This window comes from Metabacillus arenae (genome assembly GCF_014773385.1).
GTDB classification, from domain to species: Bacteria; Bacillota; Bacilli; order Bacillales; family Bacillaceae; genus Metabacillus_D; species Metabacillus_D arenae.
Genome location: NZ_JACXAI010000001.1, coordinates 83,405 through 105,338, shown reverse-complemented (window position 1 = coordinate 105,338; position 21,934 = coordinate 83,405). Strand labels below are relative to the sequence as shown.

Annotated in this window: 26 protein-coding genes; 23 read left to right on the top strand and 3 right to left on the bottom strand. The window is 37.9% G+C overall.

Going from position 1 to position 21,934, the window contains the following annotated elements; translation table 11 throughout:
• The first annotated feature begins 17 nt into the window (after positions 1-17).
• Genes cobS through IC621_RS00535 form a run of 4 tightly spaced genes read left to right on the top strand, consistent with a single transcriptional unit; the run spans position 18 to position 2,479 of the window.
• Positions 18-794: an adenosylcobinamide-GDP ribazoletransferase gene (gene cobS, locus IC621_RS00550; RefSeq protein WP_318152992.1), complete on the top strand. Its 777-nt coding sequence runs from the start codon at positions 18-20 to the stop codon at positions 792-794.
• Positions 752-1,378, top strand: coding sequence for a histidine phosphatase family protein (locus IC621_RS00545; protein ID WP_191154693.1), 627 nt, complete (start codon positions 752-754; stop codon positions 1,376-1,378). Before cobS ends, IC621_RS00545 begins: the two co-directional genes overlap by 43 nt.
• On the top strand, positions 1,330-1,764 hold the full coding sequence (locus IC621_RS00540) for a bifunctional adenosylcobinamide kinase/adenosylcobinamide-phosphate guanylyltransferase (protein ID WP_191154691.1): 435 nt from the start codon (positions 1,330-1,332) through the stop codon (positions 1,762-1,764). The genes IC621_RS00545 and IC621_RS00540 overlap by 49 nt, the downstream gene beginning before the upstream one ends.
• 7 nt (positions 1,765-1,771) lie before the next feature.
• Positions 1,772-2,479 carry an ATP-binding protein gene (locus IC621_RS00535; protein ID WP_191154689.1) on the top strand — a complete coding sequence of 236 codons (708 nt, stop codon included), beginning with the start codon at positions 1,772-1,774 and terminating at the stop codon, positions 2,477-2,479.
• 46 nt (positions 2,480-2,525) lie between these two features.
• On the opposite strand, the gene IC621_RS00530 is transcribed toward IC621_RS00535, so the two are convergent.
• Positions 2,526-3,086, bottom strand: coding sequence for a GNAT family N-acetyltransferase (locus IC621_RS00530; protein ID WP_191154687.1), 561 nt, complete (start codon positions 3,084-3,086; stop codon positions 2,526-2,528).
• 134 nt (positions 3,087-3,220) lie between these two features.
• Here IC621_RS00530 and spoIIM point away from each other — a divergent pair, with 134 nt between their 5' ends.
• The 7 genes from spoIIM to IC621_RS00495 all read left to right on the top strand — a co-directional run bounded on the left by spoIIM (position 3,221) and on the right by IC621_RS00495 (position 9,754).
• Positions 3,221-3,871: a stage II sporulation protein M gene (gene spoIIM / locus IC621_RS00525; RefSeq protein ID WP_191154685.1), complete on the top strand. Its 651-nt coding sequence runs from the start codon at positions 3,221-3,223 to the stop codon at positions 3,869-3,871.
• Between the two features lie 112 nt (positions 3,872-3,983).
• Positions 3,984-4,442 carry a ferric iron uptake transcriptional regulator gene (gene fur, locus IC621_RS00520; RefSeq protein ID WP_191154683.1) on the top strand — a complete coding sequence of 153 codons (459 nt, stop codon included), beginning with the start codon at positions 3,984-3,986 and terminating at the stop codon, positions 4,440-4,442.
• 365 nt (positions 4,443-4,807) lie between these two features.
• Positions 4,808-5,035 carry a YqzK family protein gene (locus tag IC621_RS00515; protein ID WP_318152988.1) on the top strand — a complete coding sequence of 76 codons (228 nt, stop codon included), beginning with the start codon at positions 4,808-4,810 and terminating at the stop codon, positions 5,033-5,035.
• A 6-nt stretch (positions 5,036-5,041) separates the two neighbouring features.
• Positions 5,042-5,932 (top strand): site-specific tyrosine recombinase XerD, encoded by an 891-nt coding sequence (xerD, locus tag IC621_RS00510; RefSeq protein WP_191154681.1) that lies wholly within the window; start codon positions 5,042-5,044, stop codon positions 5,930-5,932.
• A 417-nt stretch (positions 5,933-6,349) separates the two neighbouring features.
• Positions 6,350-7,543, top strand: a complete 1,194-nt coding sequence (gene deoB, locus IC621_RS00505; protein WP_191154679.1) for a phosphopentomutase — start codon at positions 6,350-6,352, stop codon at positions 7,541-7,543.
• Between the two features lie 2 nt (positions 7,544-7,545).
• Positions 7,546-8,364, top strand: a complete 819-nt coding sequence (locus IC621_RS00500; protein WP_191154677.1) for a purine-nucleoside phosphorylase — start codon at positions 7,546-7,548, stop codon at positions 8,362-8,364.
• 82 nt (positions 8,365-8,446) lie between these two features.
• On the top strand, positions 8,447-9,754 hold the full coding sequence (locus IC621_RS00495) for a pyrimidine-nucleoside phosphorylase (RefSeq protein ID WP_191154675.1): 1,308 nt from the start codon (positions 8,447-8,449) through the stop codon (positions 9,752-9,754).
• Positions 9,755-9,877: 123 nt separating this feature from the next.
• Here IC621_RS00495 and IC621_RS00490 read toward each other — a convergent pair whose 3' ends face one another.
• Complete coding sequence (locus IC621_RS00490) at positions 9,878-10,678, bottom strand: CPBP family intramembrane glutamic endopeptidase (RefSeq protein ID WP_191154673.1); 801 nt, start codon at positions 10,676-10,678, stop codon at positions 9,878-9,880.
• Positions 10,679-10,998: 320 nt separating this feature from the next.
• On the opposite strand from IC621_RS00490, the gene IC621_RS00485 reads away from it, so the two are divergent.
• The 12 genes from IC621_RS00485 to lysA all read left to right on the top strand — a co-directional run bounded on the left by IC621_RS00485 (position 10,999) and on the right by lysA (position 20,820).
• Positions 10,999-12,159, top strand: a complete 1,161-nt coding sequence (locus IC621_RS00485) for a D-alanyl-D-alanine carboxypeptidase family protein (protein WP_191154671.1) — start codon at positions 10,999-11,001, stop codon at positions 12,157-12,159.
• Positions 12,160-12,254: 95 nt separating this feature from the next.
• Positions 12,255-12,608: an anti-sigma F factor antagonist gene (gene spoIIAA / locus IC621_RS00480; protein WP_191154669.1), complete on the top strand. Its 354-nt coding sequence runs from the start codon at positions 12,255-12,257 to the stop codon at positions 12,606-12,608.
• The gene (spoIIAB, locus tag IC621_RS00475; protein WP_191154667.1) at positions 12,605-13,045 is read left to right on the top strand and encodes an anti-sigma F factor; all 441 of its coding nucleotides are present in this window, start codon (positions 12,605-12,607) and stop codon (positions 13,043-13,045) included. The genes spoIIAA and spoIIAB overlap by 4 nt, the downstream gene beginning before the upstream one ends.
• Before the next feature lie 12 nt (positions 13,046-13,057).
• Entirely contained in the window at positions 13,058-13,810 is a 753-nt protein-coding gene (gene sigF, locus IC621_RS00470) for an RNA polymerase sporulation sigma factor SigF (protein ID WP_191154665.1), read from the top strand.
• A gap of 254 nt (positions 13,811-14,064) precedes the next feature.
• Positions 14,065-14,685 (top strand): stage V sporulation protein AA, encoded by a 621-nt coding sequence (locus IC621_RS00465; protein ID WP_224752229.1) that lies wholly within the window; start codon positions 14,065-14,067, stop codon positions 14,683-14,685.
• Positions 14,675-15,097, top strand: a complete 423-nt coding sequence (locus IC621_RS00460) for a stage V sporulation protein AB (protein WP_191155036.1) — start codon at positions 14,675-14,677, stop codon at positions 15,095-15,097. Before IC621_RS00465 ends, IC621_RS00460 begins: the two co-directional genes overlap by 11 nt.
• Positions 15,098-15,118: 21 nt before the next feature.
• Positions 15,119-15,574, top strand: a complete 456-nt coding sequence (gene spoVAC / locus IC621_RS00455; protein WP_191154664.1) for a stage V sporulation protein AC — start codon at positions 15,119-15,121, stop codon at positions 15,572-15,574.
• Positions 15,575-15,589: 15 nt separating this feature from the next.
• Positions 15,590-16,612, top strand: a complete 1,023-nt coding sequence (gene spoVAD, locus IC621_RS00450) for a stage V sporulation protein AD (protein ID WP_191154662.1) — start codon at positions 15,590-15,592, stop codon at positions 16,610-16,612.
• Between the two features lie 2 nt (positions 16,613-16,614).
• Positions 16,615-16,965, top strand: a complete 351-nt coding sequence (gene spoVAE / locus IC621_RS00445) for a stage V sporulation protein AE (protein ID WP_191155034.1) — start codon at positions 16,615-16,617, stop codon at positions 16,963-16,965.
• 5 nt (positions 16,966-16,970) lie between these two features.
• Entirely contained in the window at positions 16,971-17,540 is a 570-nt protein-coding gene (locus IC621_RS00440) for a stage V sporulation protein AE (RefSeq protein WP_191154660.1), read from the top strand.
• Positions 17,533-19,017 (top strand): spore germination protein, encoded by a 1,485-nt coding sequence (locus tag IC621_RS00435; protein WP_191154658.1) that lies wholly within the window; start codon positions 17,533-17,535, stop codon positions 19,015-19,017. Before IC621_RS00440 ends, IC621_RS00435 begins: the two co-directional genes overlap by 8 nt.
• A gap of 480 nt (positions 19,018-19,497) precedes the next feature.
• Complete coding sequence (lysA, locus tag IC621_RS00430) at positions 19,498-20,820, top strand: diaminopimelate decarboxylase (RefSeq protein WP_191154656.1); 1,323 nt, start codon at positions 19,498-19,500, stop codon at positions 20,818-20,820.
• Positions 20,821-20,968: 148 nt separating this feature from the next.
• Here the strand turns inward: lysA and IC621_RS00425 are convergent, their stop codons facing one another.
• Positions 20,969-21,844, bottom strand: a complete 876-nt coding sequence (locus IC621_RS00425; RefSeq protein WP_224752248.1) for a DUF1002 domain-containing protein — start codon at positions 21,842-21,844, stop codon at positions 20,969-20,971.
• Positions 21,845-21,934: the final 90 nt, after the last annotated feature.

Genomic DNA, 21,934 nt, shown 5'->3' with positions numbered 1-21,934 from the left:
ACGAATATTTGGAAGGGGTGCTGCTCTCCTTTCAGTTTTTCACGATTCTGCCGATAAAAAAAGAGCTGGCAATGGAAAAAAAACAGCTGCAAACGGCTGTGCAATCCTTCCCTTTCATTGGGTTAGTACTTGGATTGATAGGCTCTGCCGTATTATATGTTTTGCAGGAATTCAGCAATTTTTCTGTTTTAGCTATCTCATTCTTTTTTTTCTTAATAGGTATTTTTCTTACAGGAGGCATTCATTTAGACGGCTGGATGGATTGTAATGATGCCTATTTTTCTTACCAAAGCATAGAAAAGCGTTTAGAAATTATGAAGGATCCAAGAACAGGAGCTTTCGGTGTATTAGCAGTGATGCTTTTATTAGGTACCCGCTTCTTATTTGTTTACGAAAGCATCATCATGTTTTCAGCTTTTGATTACTTTTATTTTTTGCTCATTCCGATTCTTTCAAGAATGTCATTGGGATATATGTTGGCAAGTACCCGATCAGCTAAAAAAGAAGGCCTTGCTTATTTTTTTCAAAAGGGTTTAGCGAAAAACAAGGTATATTTGACTTACTTTCTGATTCTTCTATGTATCATCCTGTTCAGTTTATGGATCCATCCTGTTATGATTGGATACGTTTTCCTTCTTGTAAGTTCTGCTGTTCTTTATACATTCTGGGCAAAACGGTTTGCTAAGAGAAACTATGGCGGGATAACCGGGGACGTATTAGGCGCAACCGTTGAAGGAGGAGAAGCTTTCTTATGGATGATCGTGTGGTTATTACATTATTCCGTCATGGGCTGACAGAGAGCAACAAAAAAGGATTGTACTGCGGCTGGACCGATATTCCTTTGTCAGAAGAGGGGATATCCGGTTTAGGGCATCAGTCAGGACACTATCCTGACCCTGATCTTCTATTTTCAAGTGATTTACATAGATGCCGGCAATCTAGTAAGCTTTTGTTTCCTAATCATGAACCTATTTTATCAAAAGAGTGGCGGGAAATTCATTTTGGCGATTGGGAAGAAAAGTCCTATGATATGCTGAAAAATGATCGATCTTATCAAAATTGGCTTGATCATTTCTTTCATGTATCCCCACCCAACGGGGAAAGTTTTCATGAATTTTCTAAAAGGGTGGATAAGGGCTTCGAACGTGTCAGAAAGGCTTTGGATATACAGAGAAAACATCATGCTGTCATTGTTACACATGGAGGACCAATCAAATATGTCTTAACAAAATATGCTCCTTTAGCAAAAGATTTCTGGGAGTGGACTGTTAAGCCTGGCGAAGGGGTCAGGTTATATTGGAACAAAGAACAGCTTAGGAGGGGAAAAAGATGCATTTCGTTACAGGAGGTGCCTTTAACGGTAAGCGGAAATGGGTAATAAATCATTACCAGATTGGGAGTGTGACCCTAAATTATACGTGGATAAGTGCTTATGAACAGGAAAATGAGCAGCAATTTGAGGGCACAGACCAATTTAAAAATACGACCATTATCGAAGGGATGGAATTATTTATTAGGAACTACTCTAATAATTTCGAAATGACTGTTATGCTGGATGAATGGTTGAAGTGGGAGGAAAAATCAGCTGATCGGAAGCTTGTGATTATAGGAACTGACGTGTCCAAAGGGATCGTCCCTCTGCAGCAGGAAAATCGCAACTGGAGAGATGATGTCGGCCGCTTCTATCAGCTGCTGGCTTCAAAAGCAGACAAGGTGGATGTGATTTGGTATGGCATTCCAACAAGTTTGAAGGGAGATTTGTAATTAAATCATGCGAAGAGATGTTACAATCATTCCATTAAACGAAGAGGAGCTGTTAATTATTTCCTCAGATAATGCAGGAGGAATTGGGGAGAAGGCGGAAGATCTTGTAAAAACCGATTATGAAACTCTTGCTAGGATGACCTTACGCGTTGCGATAATGGAATGCCTTTCAACAGGTGCGGAGCCAATTTCCATTATCCTGCACAATTTTTCAGGTGAAAAGGCGTGGGATCTTTTTGTTAGGGGCTGTGAAAAGCTTTTAGCGGAATTACATTATGAAAATATAGAAATATCAGGAAGCTCTGAAACAAATTTTGATTTGCTGCAATCGAATATTGGAATTACAGTAGTTGGGAAAGTTCAAAAAAGAAAGCTGAAAATTGGGAAGACACCCCCTGATTCAAAGATAGCAGTTATTGGCAAACCGCTTGTCGGTGTGGAGGTCCTAAGAGAGGAATCGATGATTGCTCCTCTAACTTTATTTCTTAAGCTAATTGGCTATGCAGGTGTATATGAATGTGTCCCTGTAGGCTCTAAAGGCATCTTATTTGAAACCAATCTGTTATTCCCCAATAGAAAAATAGAAGAGCACCATAGTGACATTTCACTAGTAAAATCTTCAGGCCCTTCTACTTGTTTTATTGTTACCTATAAATCTATATTTGAGAATGAAATACGGGAGATAGCGGGAAATTTATTCTTTTCAATTGATTAAATATGGAAGGCTTCATTGGTTTTTTCTGTGAGGCCTTGCACTATGACTAAAATGTTTTTGAGTATAGGCATGTATCCCGAAGAGTGGATCCATCTGTAGAGATATCGTCTTTTTGCAGGATAGCTTCTAGCGTAAACCCAAGATTTTCTGGTATTCGACGGCTTTTCATGTTTTTTGAATCTGCACAAATCTCGATACGGTTTGCTTTTAGCTCTTTGACTGCAAACTTAATAAGTCCTTCTACAGCTTCCGTAATATATCCTATTCCACTATATTTTGAATGACACCAATAACCAATTTCAAACCTTCTTGCTTTCCAATTCATACGATGAAGACCTGTACTTCCAATAAAGTGTCCTTTTTCTTTATCATAAATATGCAGCCGCAAATCTTTCCTAGTCAGAAAATCTGCACAAGATTGACGGATATTTGCTTCGGTTTCTTCAAGCTCAGGTATACTCTGTGCAAAAGGCATCCAAGGCCGAAGCTCATTTATGGAATAGGCAATCGCTTCATTCACTTCTTTTCCGTCACCGAATCGGGGAGATCGAATGAATAGACGGTTAGTCGTAAAAGAATCTGGAAAATCTAGCAGAATAGGATTCATAGTTTTGCTCCTTTATTCAATTTTCTCCATATTATAAGGGATTAATAGAATTGTGCAAGAGTCTTTTATAAACTTGTCATACACTTTTTTTCTTCTCATAGAATCTAGTAAGAGATTAGTGGGAGGATCAAAAAATGCAAACACATCCAATCAAAAAAAGAATCATGGATCATGTTAAAGATCAATCTTCAATCTATTTATTTGTAATTGTCCTATTTTTAATGGGAGTAATTTTTGGTGCTATTATCGTTAACAGTATGAACTTTACCCAAAAGGAAGATCTCTACTTTTATTTGAACAGATTTTTTGGACAAATGGCAGAAGGAAAGGTTGCCGAGTCTTTTGATATGTTTCAGCAAAGCTTTTTCCATAATTTGAAATATCTTGGACTAATGTGGGTATTAGGAGTCTCCATTATTGGTTTGCCAATCATTTTAATTATGCTGTTTATTAAAGGAATTGTCGTAGGCTTTACTGTTGGATTTTTAGTGAACCAAATGGGCTGGCAAGGTTTTATACTGTCTTTTGTCTCTGTTTTGCCGCAAAATTTATTGCTGATCCCCGCCTTTATCATTATGAGTGCGGTAGCTGTTTCATTTTCACTAAAGATGATCAGGCAGCTGTTTATTAAGAAAGGGAATGTTCACCAATCTCCTTTTCAATTTTTTACTCGGTATGCGATCGTCTTAATCTTTATTTCCCTAATTACTCTTGTAGCCTCTGGTTTTGAAGCATACGCTTCTCCAATTATAATGAAGGGAATAGTTGGAGGGTTATTAGAATAATTATTAGATAATAAACATTTTGGTTCTCAATTTATAATTATTTTAGGGTGGCTTTATGGAACTCTCTTTTGATATAATGAATGAGTGTAATGTAGCGAGGGAGGGTTCACTTATGGAAAACCGAATTGAACGAATTAAAAAACAGTTACATTCTTCAAGCTACAAGTTGACTCCTCAGCGTGAATCAACTGTGCGGGTCCTATTAGAACATGAAGAGGATCATTTAAGTGCCGAAGATGTTTACCTCCTCGTTAAGGAAAAATCTCCGGAAATCGGACTTGCAACTGTTTATCGAACACTTGAACTTTTAACAGAATTAAAAATCGTCGATAAAATAAACTTTGGTGACGGAGTTTCGCGTTATGACTTACGGAAAGAAGGCGCTGCACACTTTCACCATCATCTGGTGTGTATTGAATGTGGTTCAGTCGATGAAATCGTTGAGGACTTATTGGAAGATGTTGAACAAATCGTTGAAAGAGATTGGAAATTTAAAATTAAAGACCACCGTCTTACTTTTCACGGGATTTGTCATCGTTGTCATCCTGACGAGACAGATTCAGAAAATTAAAGACAAAAAAACCTTTCCTAAAAAATGGGAAAGGTTTTTTTGAGGAGAAAGAAAGACAAATTAGGTATATAAAGAAAAATAATTAACCGATAAGTCTATTATCTCTAGCATCTAGGATGGAAAAGAAATAGTTGATTGCTGTGAAGCGGATGAAAAAGTTGCTAATATGCCAGTCAACAACTATATTTTATTATCCTGACTGATCCTTAATTAGTGGATTGCCGCTGGTACTTGCTACACCCCTACTACCAAACCTCAAAAAAATTTCTAAAGTATTTTAATATTTCTGTTTTCTTCATGTATAATGTTTGTCCTTTTGGGCATATGTTGGTAACAAGAAACATAAAAAGGTTTGGTGAACATACGTGACTAGATTAATGAAAACTTTCGTTGATATGTTTAAGGTATTTATCCTCTTTTCCGGATTTACGATCCTTTTCTATTATGCTATCATTTGGATTAACTTAGAGTATCAGGATTATCATCGTTATGATGAGCCTGAAGGAGCTGCATTAAAGGTAACGAATATGATACACGAAGAAGATAAGAGCTGGGCTGAGCGCCTGATGTTCTTTTATTTTAATGGGGAGTAGAGGAGCTTGAAGGATCAAATTCAAGATTTTATTCATTATTTAATAGTAGAAAGAGGTCTTTCCCGAAACACAATTGTTTCATATGAAAGAGATTTAACTAGTTATACAAAATTTTTAATAAATCAACAACTATCTTCACTTAACGGCATAACAAGAATTCATATCATTCAATTTTTAAAGGCATTAAAAGATGAAGGAAAATCAAGTAAAACAATTGCAAGGCATACAGCATCCATTCGCTCTTTTCATCAGTTTTTATTGCGTGAAAAAGCAGTTGATCAAGATCCATCTGTTCATATTGAATCTCCACAAATTGAACGTACTTTGCCAAAAGTACTCTCCTTGAAGGAAGTAGAAATTCTGCTTGATACACCGAATTTAACAAGCCCATACGGATACCGTGATAAAGCGATGCTTGAACTTTTATATGCAACAGGTATTCGTGTAAGTGAAATGATCGCCCTGAATCTGTCTGATGTGCACCTTTCGATGGGATTTATTCGCTGCTATGGAAAAGGGAATAAAGAAAGAATTGTCCCAATCGGACAAGCAGCTGAAAATGCGATTGAAGTTTACTTAAATCAAGCAAGGGGAAAGCTTGCAAAAGTAAAGAATTCAACTGATGCTTTGTTTTTAAATCATCACGGCAATCGAATGACAAGACAGGGTTATTGGAAAAATCTTAAAAAAATTGCATTGGAAGCCGGTATTCAAAAGGAACTGACACCCCATACGTTGAGACATTCGTTTGCAACACACCTGCTGGAAAATGGTGCTGATTTGCGAGCGGTCCAGGAAATGCTCGGACATGCTGATATCTCCACAACTCAAATTTATACCCATGTGACAAAAACAAGGTTAAAGGATGTATACAAACAATTTCATCCCCGTGCCTAACTGCTGATCTTTAATAACTGTTTTTCGTGGATTTTTTGTTTCTCCCTGTAACAGAGTCTATCACTTTAAAGATTTAAGGCAGGTCCTGAGGAGCGAGACGAAAAGTGAGACTAGAAGCAATCGGCTCAGACAACGATTGCTTTATTAATTGTCGAAATGTCGGTACTCACAATTTTGGCGGTACAGGTACCACAGGTACCTGGTACCGTTGTTGACTAAAAAAAAGCTTTTTTGGTTTAATGAGTAAGATCAAGAGGAAGAAGAAAATAAACAGAGTTTTTAAACAACTTGTACCGTTGTTGTCATAAGGATTGAAAACGGTTTATACTATAGATGTCAGACTTCTGACTTATTTGTCTTTTTTATGGGATGGTTTCGAAATGGGAAGGTTAGTAGGGTAGAAAAGGAGGCAGAAAAATGTCCAAATATACATATAAGCGCATTTTTTTAATTGTGATGGATTCAGTTGGAATTGGGGAAGCACCAGATGCGGAAAGATTCAATGATGTTGGTGCTGATACACTAGGACATATCGCTGAACATCGGAACGGTCTTCATATGCCCAATTTGGAGAAACTCGGTTTAAGCAATATCCGTGAAATAAAGGGAATAAAAAAGCAAGCAAGCCCTCTTGCTTTCTACACAAAGATGAAGGAAGCTTCGAGCGGTAAGGATACAATGACAGGGCATTGGGAGATAATGGGGCTCTTTATTGAAAAACCGTTCAAAGTTTTTCCAGATGGATTCCCTCCAGAGTTAATAAATGAGCTGGAAGAAAAAACAGGGCGGAAAATTATTGGAAACAAGCCGGCATCTGGAACAGAAATTTTGGATGAGCTTGGGAAGCAGCATATTGAAACGGGTGACCTCATAGTGTATACCTCTGCTGATTCAGTATTGCAAATCGCTGCACATGAAGAAATTGTTCCAATTGATGAGCTTTATAAAATTTGTGAAATTGCGCGAGAATTAACATTAGATGAGAAATATATGGTGGGCCGTGTCATCGCTCGTCCTTTTTTAGGTGAGCCAGGTCATTACACAAGAACATCAAATCGCCATGATTATGCTCTAAAGCCGTTTGATCGGACTGTAATGAATGAATTAGAGGATGCAAAATATGATGTCATTGCAATTGGGAAAATTTCAGATATCTATGATGGCGAAGGAATTACACAAGCATTAAGAACTAAATCGAATATGGATGGGATGGATCGGCTTGTTCAAACGTTAGAACAAGATTTTACTGGAATCAGCTTTTTAAATCTAGTAGATTTCGATGCCCATTTTGGACATAGACGGGATCCTGAAGGTTATGGAAAGGCACTTGAAGAATTTGATGAGCGGTTACCTGAAGTTTTTGAAAAATTGGGAGAAGACGATTTGTTATTGATAACAGCTGATCATGGGAATGATCCGGTTCACCATGGTACTGATCACACAAGAGAATATGTCCCATTATTAGCATATACTCCAAAAATCTCAAAGGGAAAACCTCTGTCAATCAGGGATACTTTTGCAGATATTGGCGCAACGATCGCCGATAATTTTTCCGTTCAAATGCCTAAGTATGGTAAAAGCTTTTTAAAAGAGATAAAACAGGGGGAATAAACATGAAAAAGCAAGAGATAGTAGATGCTGCACAATATTTAAAAAAGAAATATCCTCGCGGCCCGAAGATTGGGTTAATTCTTGGCTCAGGCCTTGGGGTTTTAGCAGACGAAATTGAAGATGCGGTCAAAGTTTCTTATCAAGAAATCCCTAATTTTCCTGTCTCAACTGTTGAGGGCCATGCCGGTCAGTTTGTCTTCGGTACATTATTTGGTGTAAACGTTGTGGCAATGCAAGGTCGTTTTCATTTTTATGAAGGATATGACCTGCAAAAGGTTACATCACCTGTCCGTGTTATGAAGGAAATGGGAGTTGAAACGATGATCGTGACCAATGCTGCGGGCGGCGTGAACGAAAATTTCGATGCAGGTGACTTAATGATTATTACAGATCATATTAATAATTTAGGGACAAATCCTCTCATTGGGCCAAATGATTCAGAACTTGGTGTCCGTTTTCCTGACATGTCTCAAGCCTATGATAAAGAGCTCAGAGCACTTGCAAAAAAAGCCGCAGAAAAAATGAACATCCGTGTGAGAGAAGGTGTTTATGTAGCTAATACTGGGCCATCATATGAAACACCAGCAGAAATACGCTATTTAAGGACAATGGGAGCAGATGCAGTAGGGATGTCTACTGTCCCAGAAGTAATTGTTGCGAGACACTCTAATATGAGAGTGTTAGGGATTTCTTGTATTTCAAACATGGCAGCTGGCATTCTTGATCAGCCTCTATCTCATGATGAAGTAATGGAGACAACTGAAAAAGTGAAATCAAACTTTTTAAACCTTGTAAAAGAAATTGTTCAGCAAATAAAGTGAAACTTCCCTCAGTGAGACAGGGTTTATTCCCCTTAATAGTGAGATTCAAGACTAACATTAACTGTTTGAGAAGGTGAGTACAATGAGAATGGTTGATATTATTGAAAAAAAACGTGACGGAAAAGAATTAACAAAAGATGAAATTCAATTTGTCATTAAAGGATATACCGAAGAGACAATTCCGGATTACCAAATGAGCTCCCTTGCTATGGCAATTTTTTTTCAAGATATGACCGAAAATGAGCGTGCTGAGCTTACAATGGCTATGGTTAACTCTGGGGATACTATAGATCTAAGTAAGATCCAAGGTATTAAGGTAGACAAACATAGCACAGGAGGAGTAGGAGATACCACGACTTTGGTGCTTGGACCTCTTGTTGCATCTGTAGGTGTTCCGATAGCAAAAATGTCGGGCAGAGGGCTTGGCCATACCGGTGGAACGATTGATAAACTGGAAGCTGTTCCAGGCTTTCATGTAGAAATAGAAAATGAAGAATTTATTCGATTAGTGAATGAAAACAAGATTGCGGTTATAGGTCAAAGTGGAAATTTAACCCCTGCTGATAAAAAACTTTACGCTCTAAGGGATGTAACAGCTACCGTCAACAGCATACCCCTTATTGCCAGCTCGATTATGAGTAAAAAAATTGCCGCCGGTGCGGATAGCATTGTCTTAGATGTTAAGACAGGGGCAGGTGCCTTTATGAAAAATCTTGATGATGCGAAAGAGCTTGCTCAGGCAATGGTGAACATAGGGAACAATGTGAATCGGAAAACAATGGCCGTTATTTCGGATATGAGCCAGCCTCTTGGGTACGCCATTGGAAATGCGTTAGAGGTAAAAGAAGCAATTGATACACTCCGCGGGCAAGGTCCTAAGGATTTAGAAGAGCTATGCTTAACATTAGGCAGCTACATGGTCTATTTAGCAGAAAAAGCGAGCTCACTTGAAGAAGCAAGGCAGCTGCTTGTAGATGTAATAAAGAATGGTCAGGCAGTCGAAAAACTAAAAACATTTTTAAAAGCCCAGGGAGGGGACGACTCCGTAGTAGATCATCCGGAAAATCTCCCCCAGGCTGCTTATACATTCGAATTAGATGCAAAGGAAGATGGTTACGTAGCTGAAATTGTAGCAGATGCTATTGGTACAGCAGCAATGTGGCTGGGGGCAGGACGAGCAACAAAAGAATCATCCATTGATCTTGCCGTAGGCTTACTTCTGAATAAAAAGATTGGCGATTCAGTGAAAAAAGGGGAGTCACTTGTAACGATTTATGCAAACCAAAGTGACGTTGAAGAAGTCAAACAAAAGCTATATGAAAGCATTAAACTAAGTAAAAAAGCTGTCAAAGCGCCTCCGCTTGTACACAGCGCAATTACAAAAAGATAACGGATGAATGAATTGAAATTATTAGCCAGAAAAAAGGTTATTCATATTTAATAACATCACAAAACGCTTGATTAAAGTCTTCCAAGCGTTTTTTTAAAGTGCATGTTATTGGTAGGTTTTCCTTCAATCAAAAGTGATTATCCCACTCAATACCATGAGGATATTTAGCACGAAATGCCATATTATCGCGGGTATTATACTTTTAGATTTAATGGTTAAGCCCCCGTAAAAAAAACCACCTATCGAAAAAAATAAACAGGTGGGCCAAGAAAACCCAAGTGAATAATGCTGGAAGCCGAACCCTAAACTTGTAACAGTGACTGCCCATTTGTCCCCTAAAAACTCAGAAAACTGACTTAATAAAAAGCCCCTCCAAATCAACTCTTCCAATACTGCATTTATAATCGAAAACAATACTGCAATTAAAATAATATTTCCAATAGTGGAGAGATTATTTTCAGTGTAAAACGGCAACAGTCCAAGAAAGTTAATCGTTATAGCAATGAACAGGAAATATTTTATTTTAATTTGATGAAAGCCCGACCATATCCCAGGAAAATATATGGTATTATTCCAGTCGGGTTTATGCCAATAAAGAATAAAAGGAGTCCTTCGGATAAAAGGGATAATTAACAGTGGAATTAAAATAAAAACAAGCAGAATTCTATCGAGAATCGCCTTCATTTCCATTCGTTGAATAATGCTTGATGTGCCAATTGTTAAATATAAATAATATCCAATACCAAAAAAGAACGTAGTAACTATAAATAATTTTCTGTTCATAGAAAAAGTCATTAAACAAAAAGCAGAAAATAAACTCCAAATGATCAATAAGTAAACGTGATGAATTTGGAGGACTATTACAATAGATGTAAATAAAATTAAGCAGACAAGATTTTCAAATACAAAATTATTTTTAAGCATTACAGTCCTCTCTAGTGAGTGAGTAAAGTCCCCATCTATATTTAAATACCTTCCTGCGATATTTCTTTCCATGTTTATATTAGCATAAAGTTCCATTAATTAAATTTTTCCAATTATTTTTAATATAGAGAAAATTTCGTTCCGAATGGTAATTTGAAAAAATATGATTACAACGAATACAAAAAGGAACAAAACACATGGATAGGAAAACGTGAAAAGGTCAGAAATCAACCCTTTTTCACAAATATTTACAAGCATTTGCGTATATTCTACCTTTCATTGGAAAAAATGGAATGTATAAAGTTTGGGAGGGTATGGACATGAAACGTATTCTGACAGGATTAACAGCATTAATTATGTTAATAACAATTACACCATCTGTATTCGCTAAGGAGAGAACAACGCAGCTTGCAGATAACGCTAAATCAGCGATTCTAATCGAACGTGATACAGGAAAGATTTTGTATGAGAAAAACAGTAATGAAAAACTTCCCCCTGCAAGTATGACAAAAATCATGACAATGCTACTTATTATGGAAGCGCTTGATAAAGGTCAAATTAAAATGGATGAAAAGGTAAGAACAAGTGAATATGCTGCTTCAATGGGCGGCTCTCAAATCTTCTTAGAGGTTGGAGAGGAAATGACTGTTGAGGAAATGTTAAAAGGAATTGCTATTGCTTCAGGAAATGATGCTTCTATGGCGATGGCTGAACACATTGCAGGTTCTGAAGAAGACTTTGTTAATAGGATGAATGAAAAAGCGAAGGAACTAGGATTAAAAAATACGAGGTTTCAAAATCCGACTGGTTTACCTGAAAAAGATCATGTCAGTACAGCCCATGATATGTCGATCATGTCCAAGGAGCTTTTAAAATATGAAGGAATCACTAAGTTCACAGGAACATATGAGGATTATCTAAGAGAAGATTCAGATAAGAAATTCTGGCTCGTAAATACGAATCGTCTAGTAAAGTTTTACCCAGGAGTTGACGGAGTTAAAACTGGGTTTACTAATGAAGCAAAATATTGCTTAACTGCAACTGCCAAAAAGGGAAATATGCGTGTAATTGCCGTTGTATTCGGTGCTTCCACACCGAAAGACCGAAATGCACAAATCAGTAAAATGCTTGATTATGCATTTAGTCAATATGAAACACACCCTCTTTTCAAGCGAAATGAAGTCGTAAGCAAAATGAAAATCAGTAAGGGAAGAGAAAAAGAAATTAATCTTGTCACTTCTGAACCGATTTCAATTTTAACGAAAAAGGGTGAAGATATTAAAAATATCAAACAAGAGGTGGTTATGAAGCAAAATCTTCTTGCGCCTCTTAAGCAAGGGGACGAAATTGGGAAGCTGATATTGAAAAAGGACAATAAAGTTGTTGTTGAGAGTCCGCTTGTTACAGAGAAAGATGTTGCTTCAGCAAACTGGTGGAGCTTATTCAAACGAGTATTCGCAGACTTTACAAAAGCTGGCTAATTCTGACGAAGGAACACTAGTTTTGTCATTCATGAAGGAGTTCTTCAGGTGTATATCGAAATGACTCTCTATCCACAATTGAAGGAGGAAGATGGATGAGTCTAGCGGTAGAACTCAATGTGAAGAAATCTGTGCTATGTATTCGGTTGTCTGGAGAATTGGATCACCATGCTGCTGAGGAATTACGAGAAAAAGTCACAAAGACTTTAGAGGAAAATCGCATTCAACATATTGTTTTGAACCTAGAACAATTATCATTTATGGATAGCTCAGGTTTAGGAGTCATTTTAGGCAGATATAAACAGATCAAACAGATGGGCGGCGAAATGGTTGTATGTTCAATTTCCCCTGCTGTTAAGCGGTTATTTGATATGTCGGGTTTATTTAAAATCATCCGTTTAGAGAAAACAGAGAAAAAGGCGTTGGAAACATTGGGGGTGGCATCGTGAAAAACGAGATGAACCTTCAGTTTTCTTCTTTAAGCCAGAATGAATCTTTTGCAAGGGTCACAGTTGCTGCTTTTATCGCTCAACTTGATCCGACAATGGATGAATTAACCGAAATTAAAACCGTTGTCTCAGAAGCAGTTACGAATGCAATTATCCATGGTTATGACAACGATCCAAATGGCATTGTATATATTTCTGTCATTCTTGATGATGGGATCGTTCATATGACAATAAAGGACAAAGGGGCAGGAATCCAAGATATTGATGAGGCCCGTCAGCCTTTATACACTACAAAGCCTGAATTAGAGCGTTCAGGAATGGGATTTACAATTATGGAAAATTTCATGGATGAGGTCTCTATTGAGTCTTCTCATGAAACAGGAACTAGTGTTAAATTAACTAAGCACTTAACTAAAAGTAAAGCTTTATGTAATTAAGGGAGATCTGCTATGGATGTTGAGATCAAGAACGAAAAAAAGCAGTTAAAAGACCATGAAGTGAAAGATCTCATTATGCGAAGTCAGCAAGGTGAACAGCAAGCAAGAGATTTGATTGTTGAACGAAATATGAGGCTCGTCTGGTCAGTGGTCCAACGCTTCCTAAACAGGGGGTATGAACCTGACGACTTGTTTCAAATCGGATGTATCGGTCTCTTAAAATCAGTTGATAAATTCGATTTATCTTATGATGTAAAGTTTTCAACGTATGCAGTTCCAATGATTATCGGTGAAATTCAGAGATTTATCAGAGATGATGGCACTGTTAAAGTAAGTCGTTCACTTAAAGAACTTGGAAATAAAATTCGCCGTGCAAAAGACGAGTTATCAAAAAGGCTTGGTAAGGTGCCTACTGTCACTGAAATTGCAGATTACTTGGAAATTTCACCTGAAGACGTAGTTCTTGCTCAAGAGGCTGTCAGGGCCCCATCATCCATCCATGAAACAGTTTTTGAAAACGATGGAGACCCTATTACATTACTTGATCAAATTGCCGATCACTCAGAATCAAAATGGTTCGACAAAATTGTTTTAAAAGAAGCCATACGAGATCTGGAGGAACGGGAAAAGTTAATTGTTTACCTAAGATATTACAAGGATCAGACACAATCTGAAGTGGCAGAAAGGCTTGGGATCTCACAAGTCCAGGTTTCTCGCTTAGAGAAAAAAATACTCTTGCAAATTAAAGAACAAATGAATGAATAGGTAAAAGGAGTTTATAAAAGAGGCCCATCTAACCAAAAGTTAGATAGGTCTTTTTTATTGGTAAATTTTAGACTTATTGTCAAGCTGAATGATTAAAATTCCTTGAAGTCATACTAACATATACAAGAGAAATTTCTGCTCTGCAAAAAGTCCTATTGAAAGTGCTTTACCTAAGTTTTTTACCATCCATAGATAAGCTTCTCTTCAAGACGGATGGAAGTCTCACTTTATTATGAAACCAGGAAGTGATTGTGATGGAAAAAATAATCTATATCAGACCGAGACACCGTCTTCAAGTCCTTCCAAATGAAATTATTACGATTGAAAAGCTTGCTCAGGTAGTAGGGAATCAGGAATTGATTAATCCAATAAAGGAGCTTGTCGTTCATAGAGTCAACATGAGTGATAAAAATATTGTCATTATCGATGTAATGCAGATGCTTGCAGAGATTCATCATTACGATCCAGAAATTGATGTTCAAACAGTCGGTTCATCACAGACGATCGTCGAAATTATGTATAAAAAATACAACTTCTCACCGGTTATGCTGATTCTGGTTTGGTTGCTATTGTTTGTAGGGGCAGCACTTGCGATTATGAACTTCCATGAAGATGTTAGCATGCAAGCTGTTCATCAAAGGGTTTACAAAATTATTACTGGTCACAGCTCAGAAAAGCCTTTACTGCTGCAAATTCCATACTCAATAGGTCTTGGTCTGGGGATGATTTTGTTCTTTAATCACTTGTTTAAGAAAAGAATTAATGAAGAACCTAGTCCAATGGAAGTAGAAATGTTTAATTATCAGCTTGATTTGGATCAATATGTTGCCATGAATGAAAACAAGGAAAGCATGAAAAAACTTGATGATCATTAACATCATACTCGTCCTATTTATTGGATTTGCAGGAGGAATTGCAGTAGGTTCAGGGTTTGTAGCCTTTCTGACCGTATTGGGCATTATCCCAAGGCTCACTCAACTTACCAAAACAACAGGTGCAATCCATTTATACGAATTGGGTGTTATTTTGGGAGCCGTGTCAGGGGGATGGGCCAGCCTTAGAAATACGATTCTCAATCTATCACAACTTTTCTTAATCCCAATCGGACTGCTGGATGGAATTTTTTTTGGAATGTTAGCTGCAGCCTTAACAGAAGTTTTAAATGTATTTCCTATTCTTGCAAAAAGAATAGGGATAGCTGATAAGATCGTCATCCTGTTAATGGCATTCGTTTTTGGGAAGGTTTTTGGTTCATTGTTTCATTGGATCTATTTTGTAGATCTCTAACAATAAGGAGTGATAAAAGAAATGGAAAAGTTGAAAGAAAATTATTCAAATAAAATAAAGGATTATCAGCCGAAAGTCCCCTATTTTCTCAATTGTTTAAAGGCATTTGTCGTTGGTGGAATCATTTGTACAATCGGGCAAGGGATTCAAAACTTTTATATGTATTGTTTTAATTTTGATGAGAAAACAGCTGGAAATCCAACAGTAGCAACACTGATTTTAATTTCAGCGCTTTTAACTGGCTTTGGCATATATGATCGAATCGGCCAATTTGCAGGAGCAGGGTCTGCTGTCCCTGTAACAGGTTTTGCTAACTCAATGACAAGCGCCGCTCTTGAACATCGAAGCGAAGGATTAGTTCTTGGGGTAGCAACTAATATGTTCAAACTTGCTGGGAGTGTAATCGTTTTTGGGGTTGTCGCAGCTTATATAGTTGGGATGATTAGGTTTTTCTTTAACAGTGTATTCCCGTCATAAGAAGGAGTGATTGAAATGAAATTGGTTGGAAAGCAAACATGGAAGTTTGATAATGGAATATATGTGCAATCAAGCGGAACAGCAGTTGGTCCAAAGGAGAAAGACGGGCCGCTCGGCACGGGATTTGATGTTACATATGACGAGCTGCACTGCAATGAAGACAACTGGGAACTAGCTGAACGAAGACTTATGCAGCAAGCAGTGGATCAAAGTCTTAATAAAGGGAACCTAAAAATTGACGATATTGATTTCTTTTTGGCAGGAGACCTTTTAAACCAAAATGTAACAGCAAACTATGTGGCGAGACATATCATGACTCCCTTTCTTTGTATGTTTGGTGCATGCTCGACATCAATGGAGACGCTTGCTGTCGGGGCTGCCTTAGTAGACGGCGGATTTGCAAATCGAATTATGGCGGCTACAAGCAGCCATAATGCAACAGCAGAAAGACAGTTTAGATATCCTACTGAATACGGCGGACAAAAGCCTGATACAGCCACTTCGACAGTTTCTGGGGCGGGAGCCGTCATTGTAAGTAAGGAGCCAACAGATATAAGAATAACGTCTGCTTCAATTGGGCGAGTTATGGATCTTGGCATTAAAGATCCATTTGATATGGGTTCTGCCATGGCGCCTGCTGCTGCAGATACCATCCAAAAACATTTAGAAGATCTGCAGGTATCTGCCGATGAATACGATCTAATTTTAACAGGAGATTTATCAGGCGTAGGAAGTCCAATTTTAAAGGACTTGCTTAAGGAAGAAGGGATCGATGTTCACGAAAATCATAATGATTGCGGTCTTTTAATATATCGGCCAGATCAGAATGTATTTGCTGGCGGGAGTGGCTGTGCATGTTCAGCAGTCGTCACATACAGCCATATATTTGATGAGCTTCGAAAAGGAAATATTCAAAAAGTTTTTGTTGTAGCAACTGGTGCGTTGCTGAGTCCAACTATGATTCAACAAAAAGAAACGATCCCAACAATTGCCCATGGAGTTGTGTTTGAAAGAGCAGCAGGGAGTGTGAATCAATAATGATAGAATACTTAATTGCGTTTGCAGTCGGAGGAGCTATTTGTGTAGTTGGGCAGATATTGCTTGATTACTTTAAATTGACTCCTGCTCACGTTATGAGTTCATTTGTTGTAATAGGCGCTATTTTGGATGGATTCGATTTATATGACAACTTTGTTAAATTTGCAGGGGCTGGTGCTACCGTTCCAATAACCAGCTTTGGGCATAATTTACTTCATGGTGCAATGCATCAGGCAGATAAGCACGGATTTTTGGGAATCGGAATTGGGATGTTCGAGTTAACTTCCGCTGGAATCTCAGCTGCCCTTTTGTTTGCCTTTTTAGTGGCATTAGTCTTTAAACCGAAAGGATAATCAACATGGAAGAAGTCAGACGGGTCATTCTTGTTACGGATGGAGATGTATATGCTGTAAAAACAATTGAATATGTTGCAGCCCAAATTGGAGGCCGGTGCATCTCGAGATCTCAAGGGAATCCCACTACCCTGTCTGGTGAAGAAATGGTCGAACTCATTTTGGAAACTCCATATGATCCAGTTTTTGTCATGTTTGATGATTGTGGTTTATTAGGGGAAGGCATGGGTGAAAAAGCTCTCAAATATGTAGCAACTCATCCAAATATAATCGTCTTAGGCATTATTGCAGTTGCATCAAAAACCCATCAAACCGAATGGACTAGAGTTGATATTAGTATTGATCGCTATGGTGAGCTTACTGAGTATGGGGTAGATAAAAACGGGATAAAAGAATTTGAAGTAGGCAGAATGAGCGGTGACACTGTTTATTGTTTAGATGAATTGAACGTTCCAATTATTGTTGGTATAGGAGATATTGGCAAAATGGCAAGAATGGACAGTGTTCTGTATGGAGCACCGATAACGATGAAAGCAGTCAATCTCGTCTTGGAAAGGAGTGGATACGTTGAGTAAAGAAAAGTCAAAAACACCGATTTTTTCAAAAGTCACTGAAAATGAAAAGTTTTTCAAACAGAATGTAGGGTTGGGGACAAGCTTTGATTTAGGAGTACGGAAATTTCATGTTTTCGGCAAAGAAATTCATCTTTACTTTGTAAATGGTCTTTGTGATACACAATATGTGATTCATGTTTTGAAGCAATTAATAACGATCAATGACAATGAAAAAGATGAAACCAAAATCAAACAGATTGTTGAAAACCGCATCGTCAATCAGCAGGTAGAAAAGGTTTCAACAATTGATGAAGCTGTAGATCAAGTTTTATCAGGGTTAATAGCGATCATAATAGATGGCTGTGACTTTGCCTTCATCGTAGATGTCCGCAGCTATCCAGGCCGTTCACCAGAAGAGCCTGATACAGAGAAGGTCGTCCGTGGTGCACGGGATGGATTTGTTGAAAATATTATTGTGAATACAGCCCTTATCAGAAGACGAATAAGAGATGAACGGCTTCGTTACAAAATGATGAAGGTTGGCGAAAGATCAAAAACTGATATTTGTATAGCATACATTGAAGATGTTGCTGATCCGGATCTTATTGATGTAGTAAAAAAAGAGTTAAAATCTATTGATATTGATGGGTTAACGATGTCTGATAAGTCAGTAGAAGAATTTCTTGTCAAACAGGGAATTAACCCTTACCCTTTGGTTCGGTATACAGAAAGGGCAGATGTAGCTGCAAATCATCTTCTTGAAGGACATGTCATTATAATTGTAGATACCTCACCAAGTGTAATCATTACACCAACTACATTATTTCATCATGTGCAACACGCTGAAGAATACCGGCAAGCTCCAGCAGTAGGAACATTTCTAAGGTGGGTAAGGTTTCTTGGAATTTTGTCTTCTACTTTCATAGCACCGTTATGGCTTTTGTTTGTATTGGAACCTTCTCTATTACCAAAACAAATTGCTTTTATTGGCCCGAACGAGCAAACCAATATTCCAATCGCAGTACAAATTTACTTAGCTGATTTTGGAGTTGAGTTTCTTAGGATGGCAGCCATCCATACCCCAACTGCTTTATCTACAGCCATGGGCTTGATTGCTGCCGTATTGATAGGTCAAATCGCAATAGATGTTGGTTTATTTGTACCTGAAGTAATCCTTTATGTTTCACTCGCTGCCATCGGTGGTTATACAACACCGAGTTATGAATTAAGCTTAGCAAATAAAATCATGCGCTTATTGTTAATGGTAGCCGTTACCATATTTAAAGCTGAAGGGTTTGTCATTGGGATAACATTATATCTTCTATTTTTGGCGAGTATCCGTTCACTCAATACACCATATTTATGGCCATTCCTTCCCTTTAATGCCAAAGCGTTTTGGCATGTACTAATAAGAACATCAGTACCTGGGGCAAATGTCCGGCCTAGTATTGTCCACCCGCAAAATATAAGAAGACAGCCAAAAGGAACTGGCTCATAAGGGAATTGAATCTGTGATAAAATTGTGATATTGTATTTTTAACCATGTGAAGGATTAAAGAAGCAGACAGTTGATAACTTCAGGTTGTTAACTGTCTTTTTACTTAGACTGTTTTTTCATAAAGTTTGTTTCTGAAAAGAAGAACGGAAGTGCCTGTTATTAAGGAGGCACCGTTTTTAGGAGGATTGGCTGATAGAGTTAGGCGCTTGACCTGAGGTAATCTTGAAACAAAGTCTACATTGATAGTTAAGGTATTCACTGGAGTGGGAAATTAGGGAAGGACTAAAGGCAAATGGAATTTTAGCTGTGTCCTTTTTTCAGTTTTCGGTATATTATAAAAGGTCTCTTAGAACCTGAGCCTTTACATAAAATCAAGCTTCTAACATTTTAGATATGGGGAAAAGATGGTAACCAATAACATCTGATCTAACCTCGATTTCTCATATCTAGTATAGCGGCAGATAGAAAAGAGGGATTTAATTGTATTTACATGGATCTAGCAAAATCAATCAAAACGGCCATCTTGAAATAGGTGGTGTTGATACACTCGAATTAGCAAATAAGTACGGGACTCCGTTATACGTCTATGATGTCGAATTAATCCGCAATAGAGCAAGAGGGTTTAAATCAGCTTTTGACAAAGCAAACGTAAAAGCACAGGTTGCTTATGCAAGTAAAGCCTTTTCATCAGTGGCAATTATTCAAGTGGCCCATGAAGAAGGGCTGTCATTGGATGTTGTCTCAGGCGGTGAGTTATATACAGCACTTGCAGCGGGTTTTCCAGCTTCAAGAATTCATTTTCATGGTAATAATAAAAGCCAGGAAGAATTAAGAATGGCACTTGAACATAATATTGGCTGTATTGTGGTTGATAATTTTTATGAAATTGAATTATTAAACTCTATCTGTCGTGAGCTAGAGGCTAAGGCTAAAATTCTCTTAAGAGTCACCCCGGGAGTTGAGGCGCATACACATGATTACATTACGACTGGGCAAGAGGATTCTAAATTTGGATTTGATTTGCATAATGGGCAAGTCGAAAAAGCGATTGACCAGGTATTAGAATTAAATTCTTTTGAACTATTAGGTTTTCATTGCCATATTGGATCGCAAATTTTTGAAACAACCGGTTTTGTATTGGCGGCAGATAAAATCTTTGAAAAACTAAAGGAATGGAAAAGTCAATTCTCTTTTGTTCCTGAAGTCATAAATTTGGGTGGAGGATTTGGGATCCGATATACAGAAGAGGACGAACCTCTAGAACCGCATGTATATGTCGAAAAAATTATTGAAACGGTAAAAAACAAGATCACTGACTTAAACATGAATATGCCGGAAATATGGATTGAACCTGGGCGTTCATTAGTAGGGGATGCAGGAACGACATTATATACAGTAGGTTCACAGAAAGAAATTCCTGATATTCGTAAATATTTAGCAATAGACGGTGGGATGAGTGACAATATCAGACCTTCCTTGTATCAAGCGAAATATGAAGCAGCGCTTGCCAACAAAATGAATGTTAAGCACGAAAACAAAGTGTCAATTGCAGGAAAATGCTGTGAAAGCGGGGATATGTTAATATGGGATGTCCCGCTTCCAGAAGCGCAGCCAGGAGACCTTTTGGCAGTTTTCTGTACAGGTGCCTATGGCTATTCAATGTCAAACAACTATAACCGTATTCCAAGACCTGCAGTTGTATTTGTAGAAAATGGAGAAGCTGGGCTTGTCATTAAAAGAGAGACATTGGAAGATATCGTGCGCTTAGACTTACCATATAAATCGAAAGTGATGAACTCTTGAATAAAAGCGGAAGAGCCTTGAAAAGCCTGCCTATGAATTTTAATTCATAATAGTAACCAGGCGCATGAAATAAATAACAAACCATTTGTCTTGAATCAAGTAAAAAAGCTGGCATTAGCCAGCTTTTTTAGCTTAGTTTATGAATTTCCTAAAGTCCTTCAGCAGTTTCGTTTCCGCTATTAGAGAAGAACGAAACGACCGCATTCCATAGAGCAATGAAGAATTCCTTTACTTGCTGTAAAAAGTTTTGACCTTCCTCACTATCTAAATACTTGGAAATCTGGTCTCTTGCTTTATCCAACTGGTCGCCAACCTGATTCCAATCAATGTCAATGTTTTTCATCTTATTAAATAATTCAATTAGGCTGTTCATTTGTTCTTCCGTAAGAGTAATCCCGAGATCATTTGCTGCATTTTCAATCATTGTTCGAAGATCCTCTTCATTTTCAGGAACGCCGTTTTTGGCGACTTCCTCTTTGATTTTTGCCATTAGAGCTGATGCATCTTCTTGGCCGATTTCTTCCCCAAGCTCAGCCGTTTTAACCAACTCTTCATTTGCAACTTGTTTTACATCTTCTGGGATGGCTTCATCAGATGAAAGCTCATACGCTTTAATCAAGCCGGTAAGAGCTGCAGTGCCAGAAACTTCAGACGGCGCCGTGACGTATACAGTAGCATCCTTGACACCAGCTGTCATTAACGCATTTAAATACATCTCATCAGTTACCCAGGTTATTTTATTTGTCTCCACTTCAAGACCGGAACCCGATTTCTCGATCGTTATAGTCGAAGAGGAGAGAGCTCTTGTTCCGATTTGAGCTTTCGGTACGTATTTTCCTAAATATTTATGTTCTTCTTCATTTGAAACTGTAATGGTTTGAGCGTTTTCTGGAGCTTTCATCTCATCAAGCAATGCTTGTTTTTGTTCATCTGATAAATCTTCTCCGAGTGTAATGATCACGTCCCCTTCTGCCGCATCAGCGAAACTTAATTGCGGAAAAGCAAAAAGGAATGTAACGAGCATTAGCAATGATAATTTTCTCAAGCGATTTTCCTCCTTCTTGAACATGGAATTAACCATGTTTACAAGCCCTATTATAAATCTTTTTTGAAA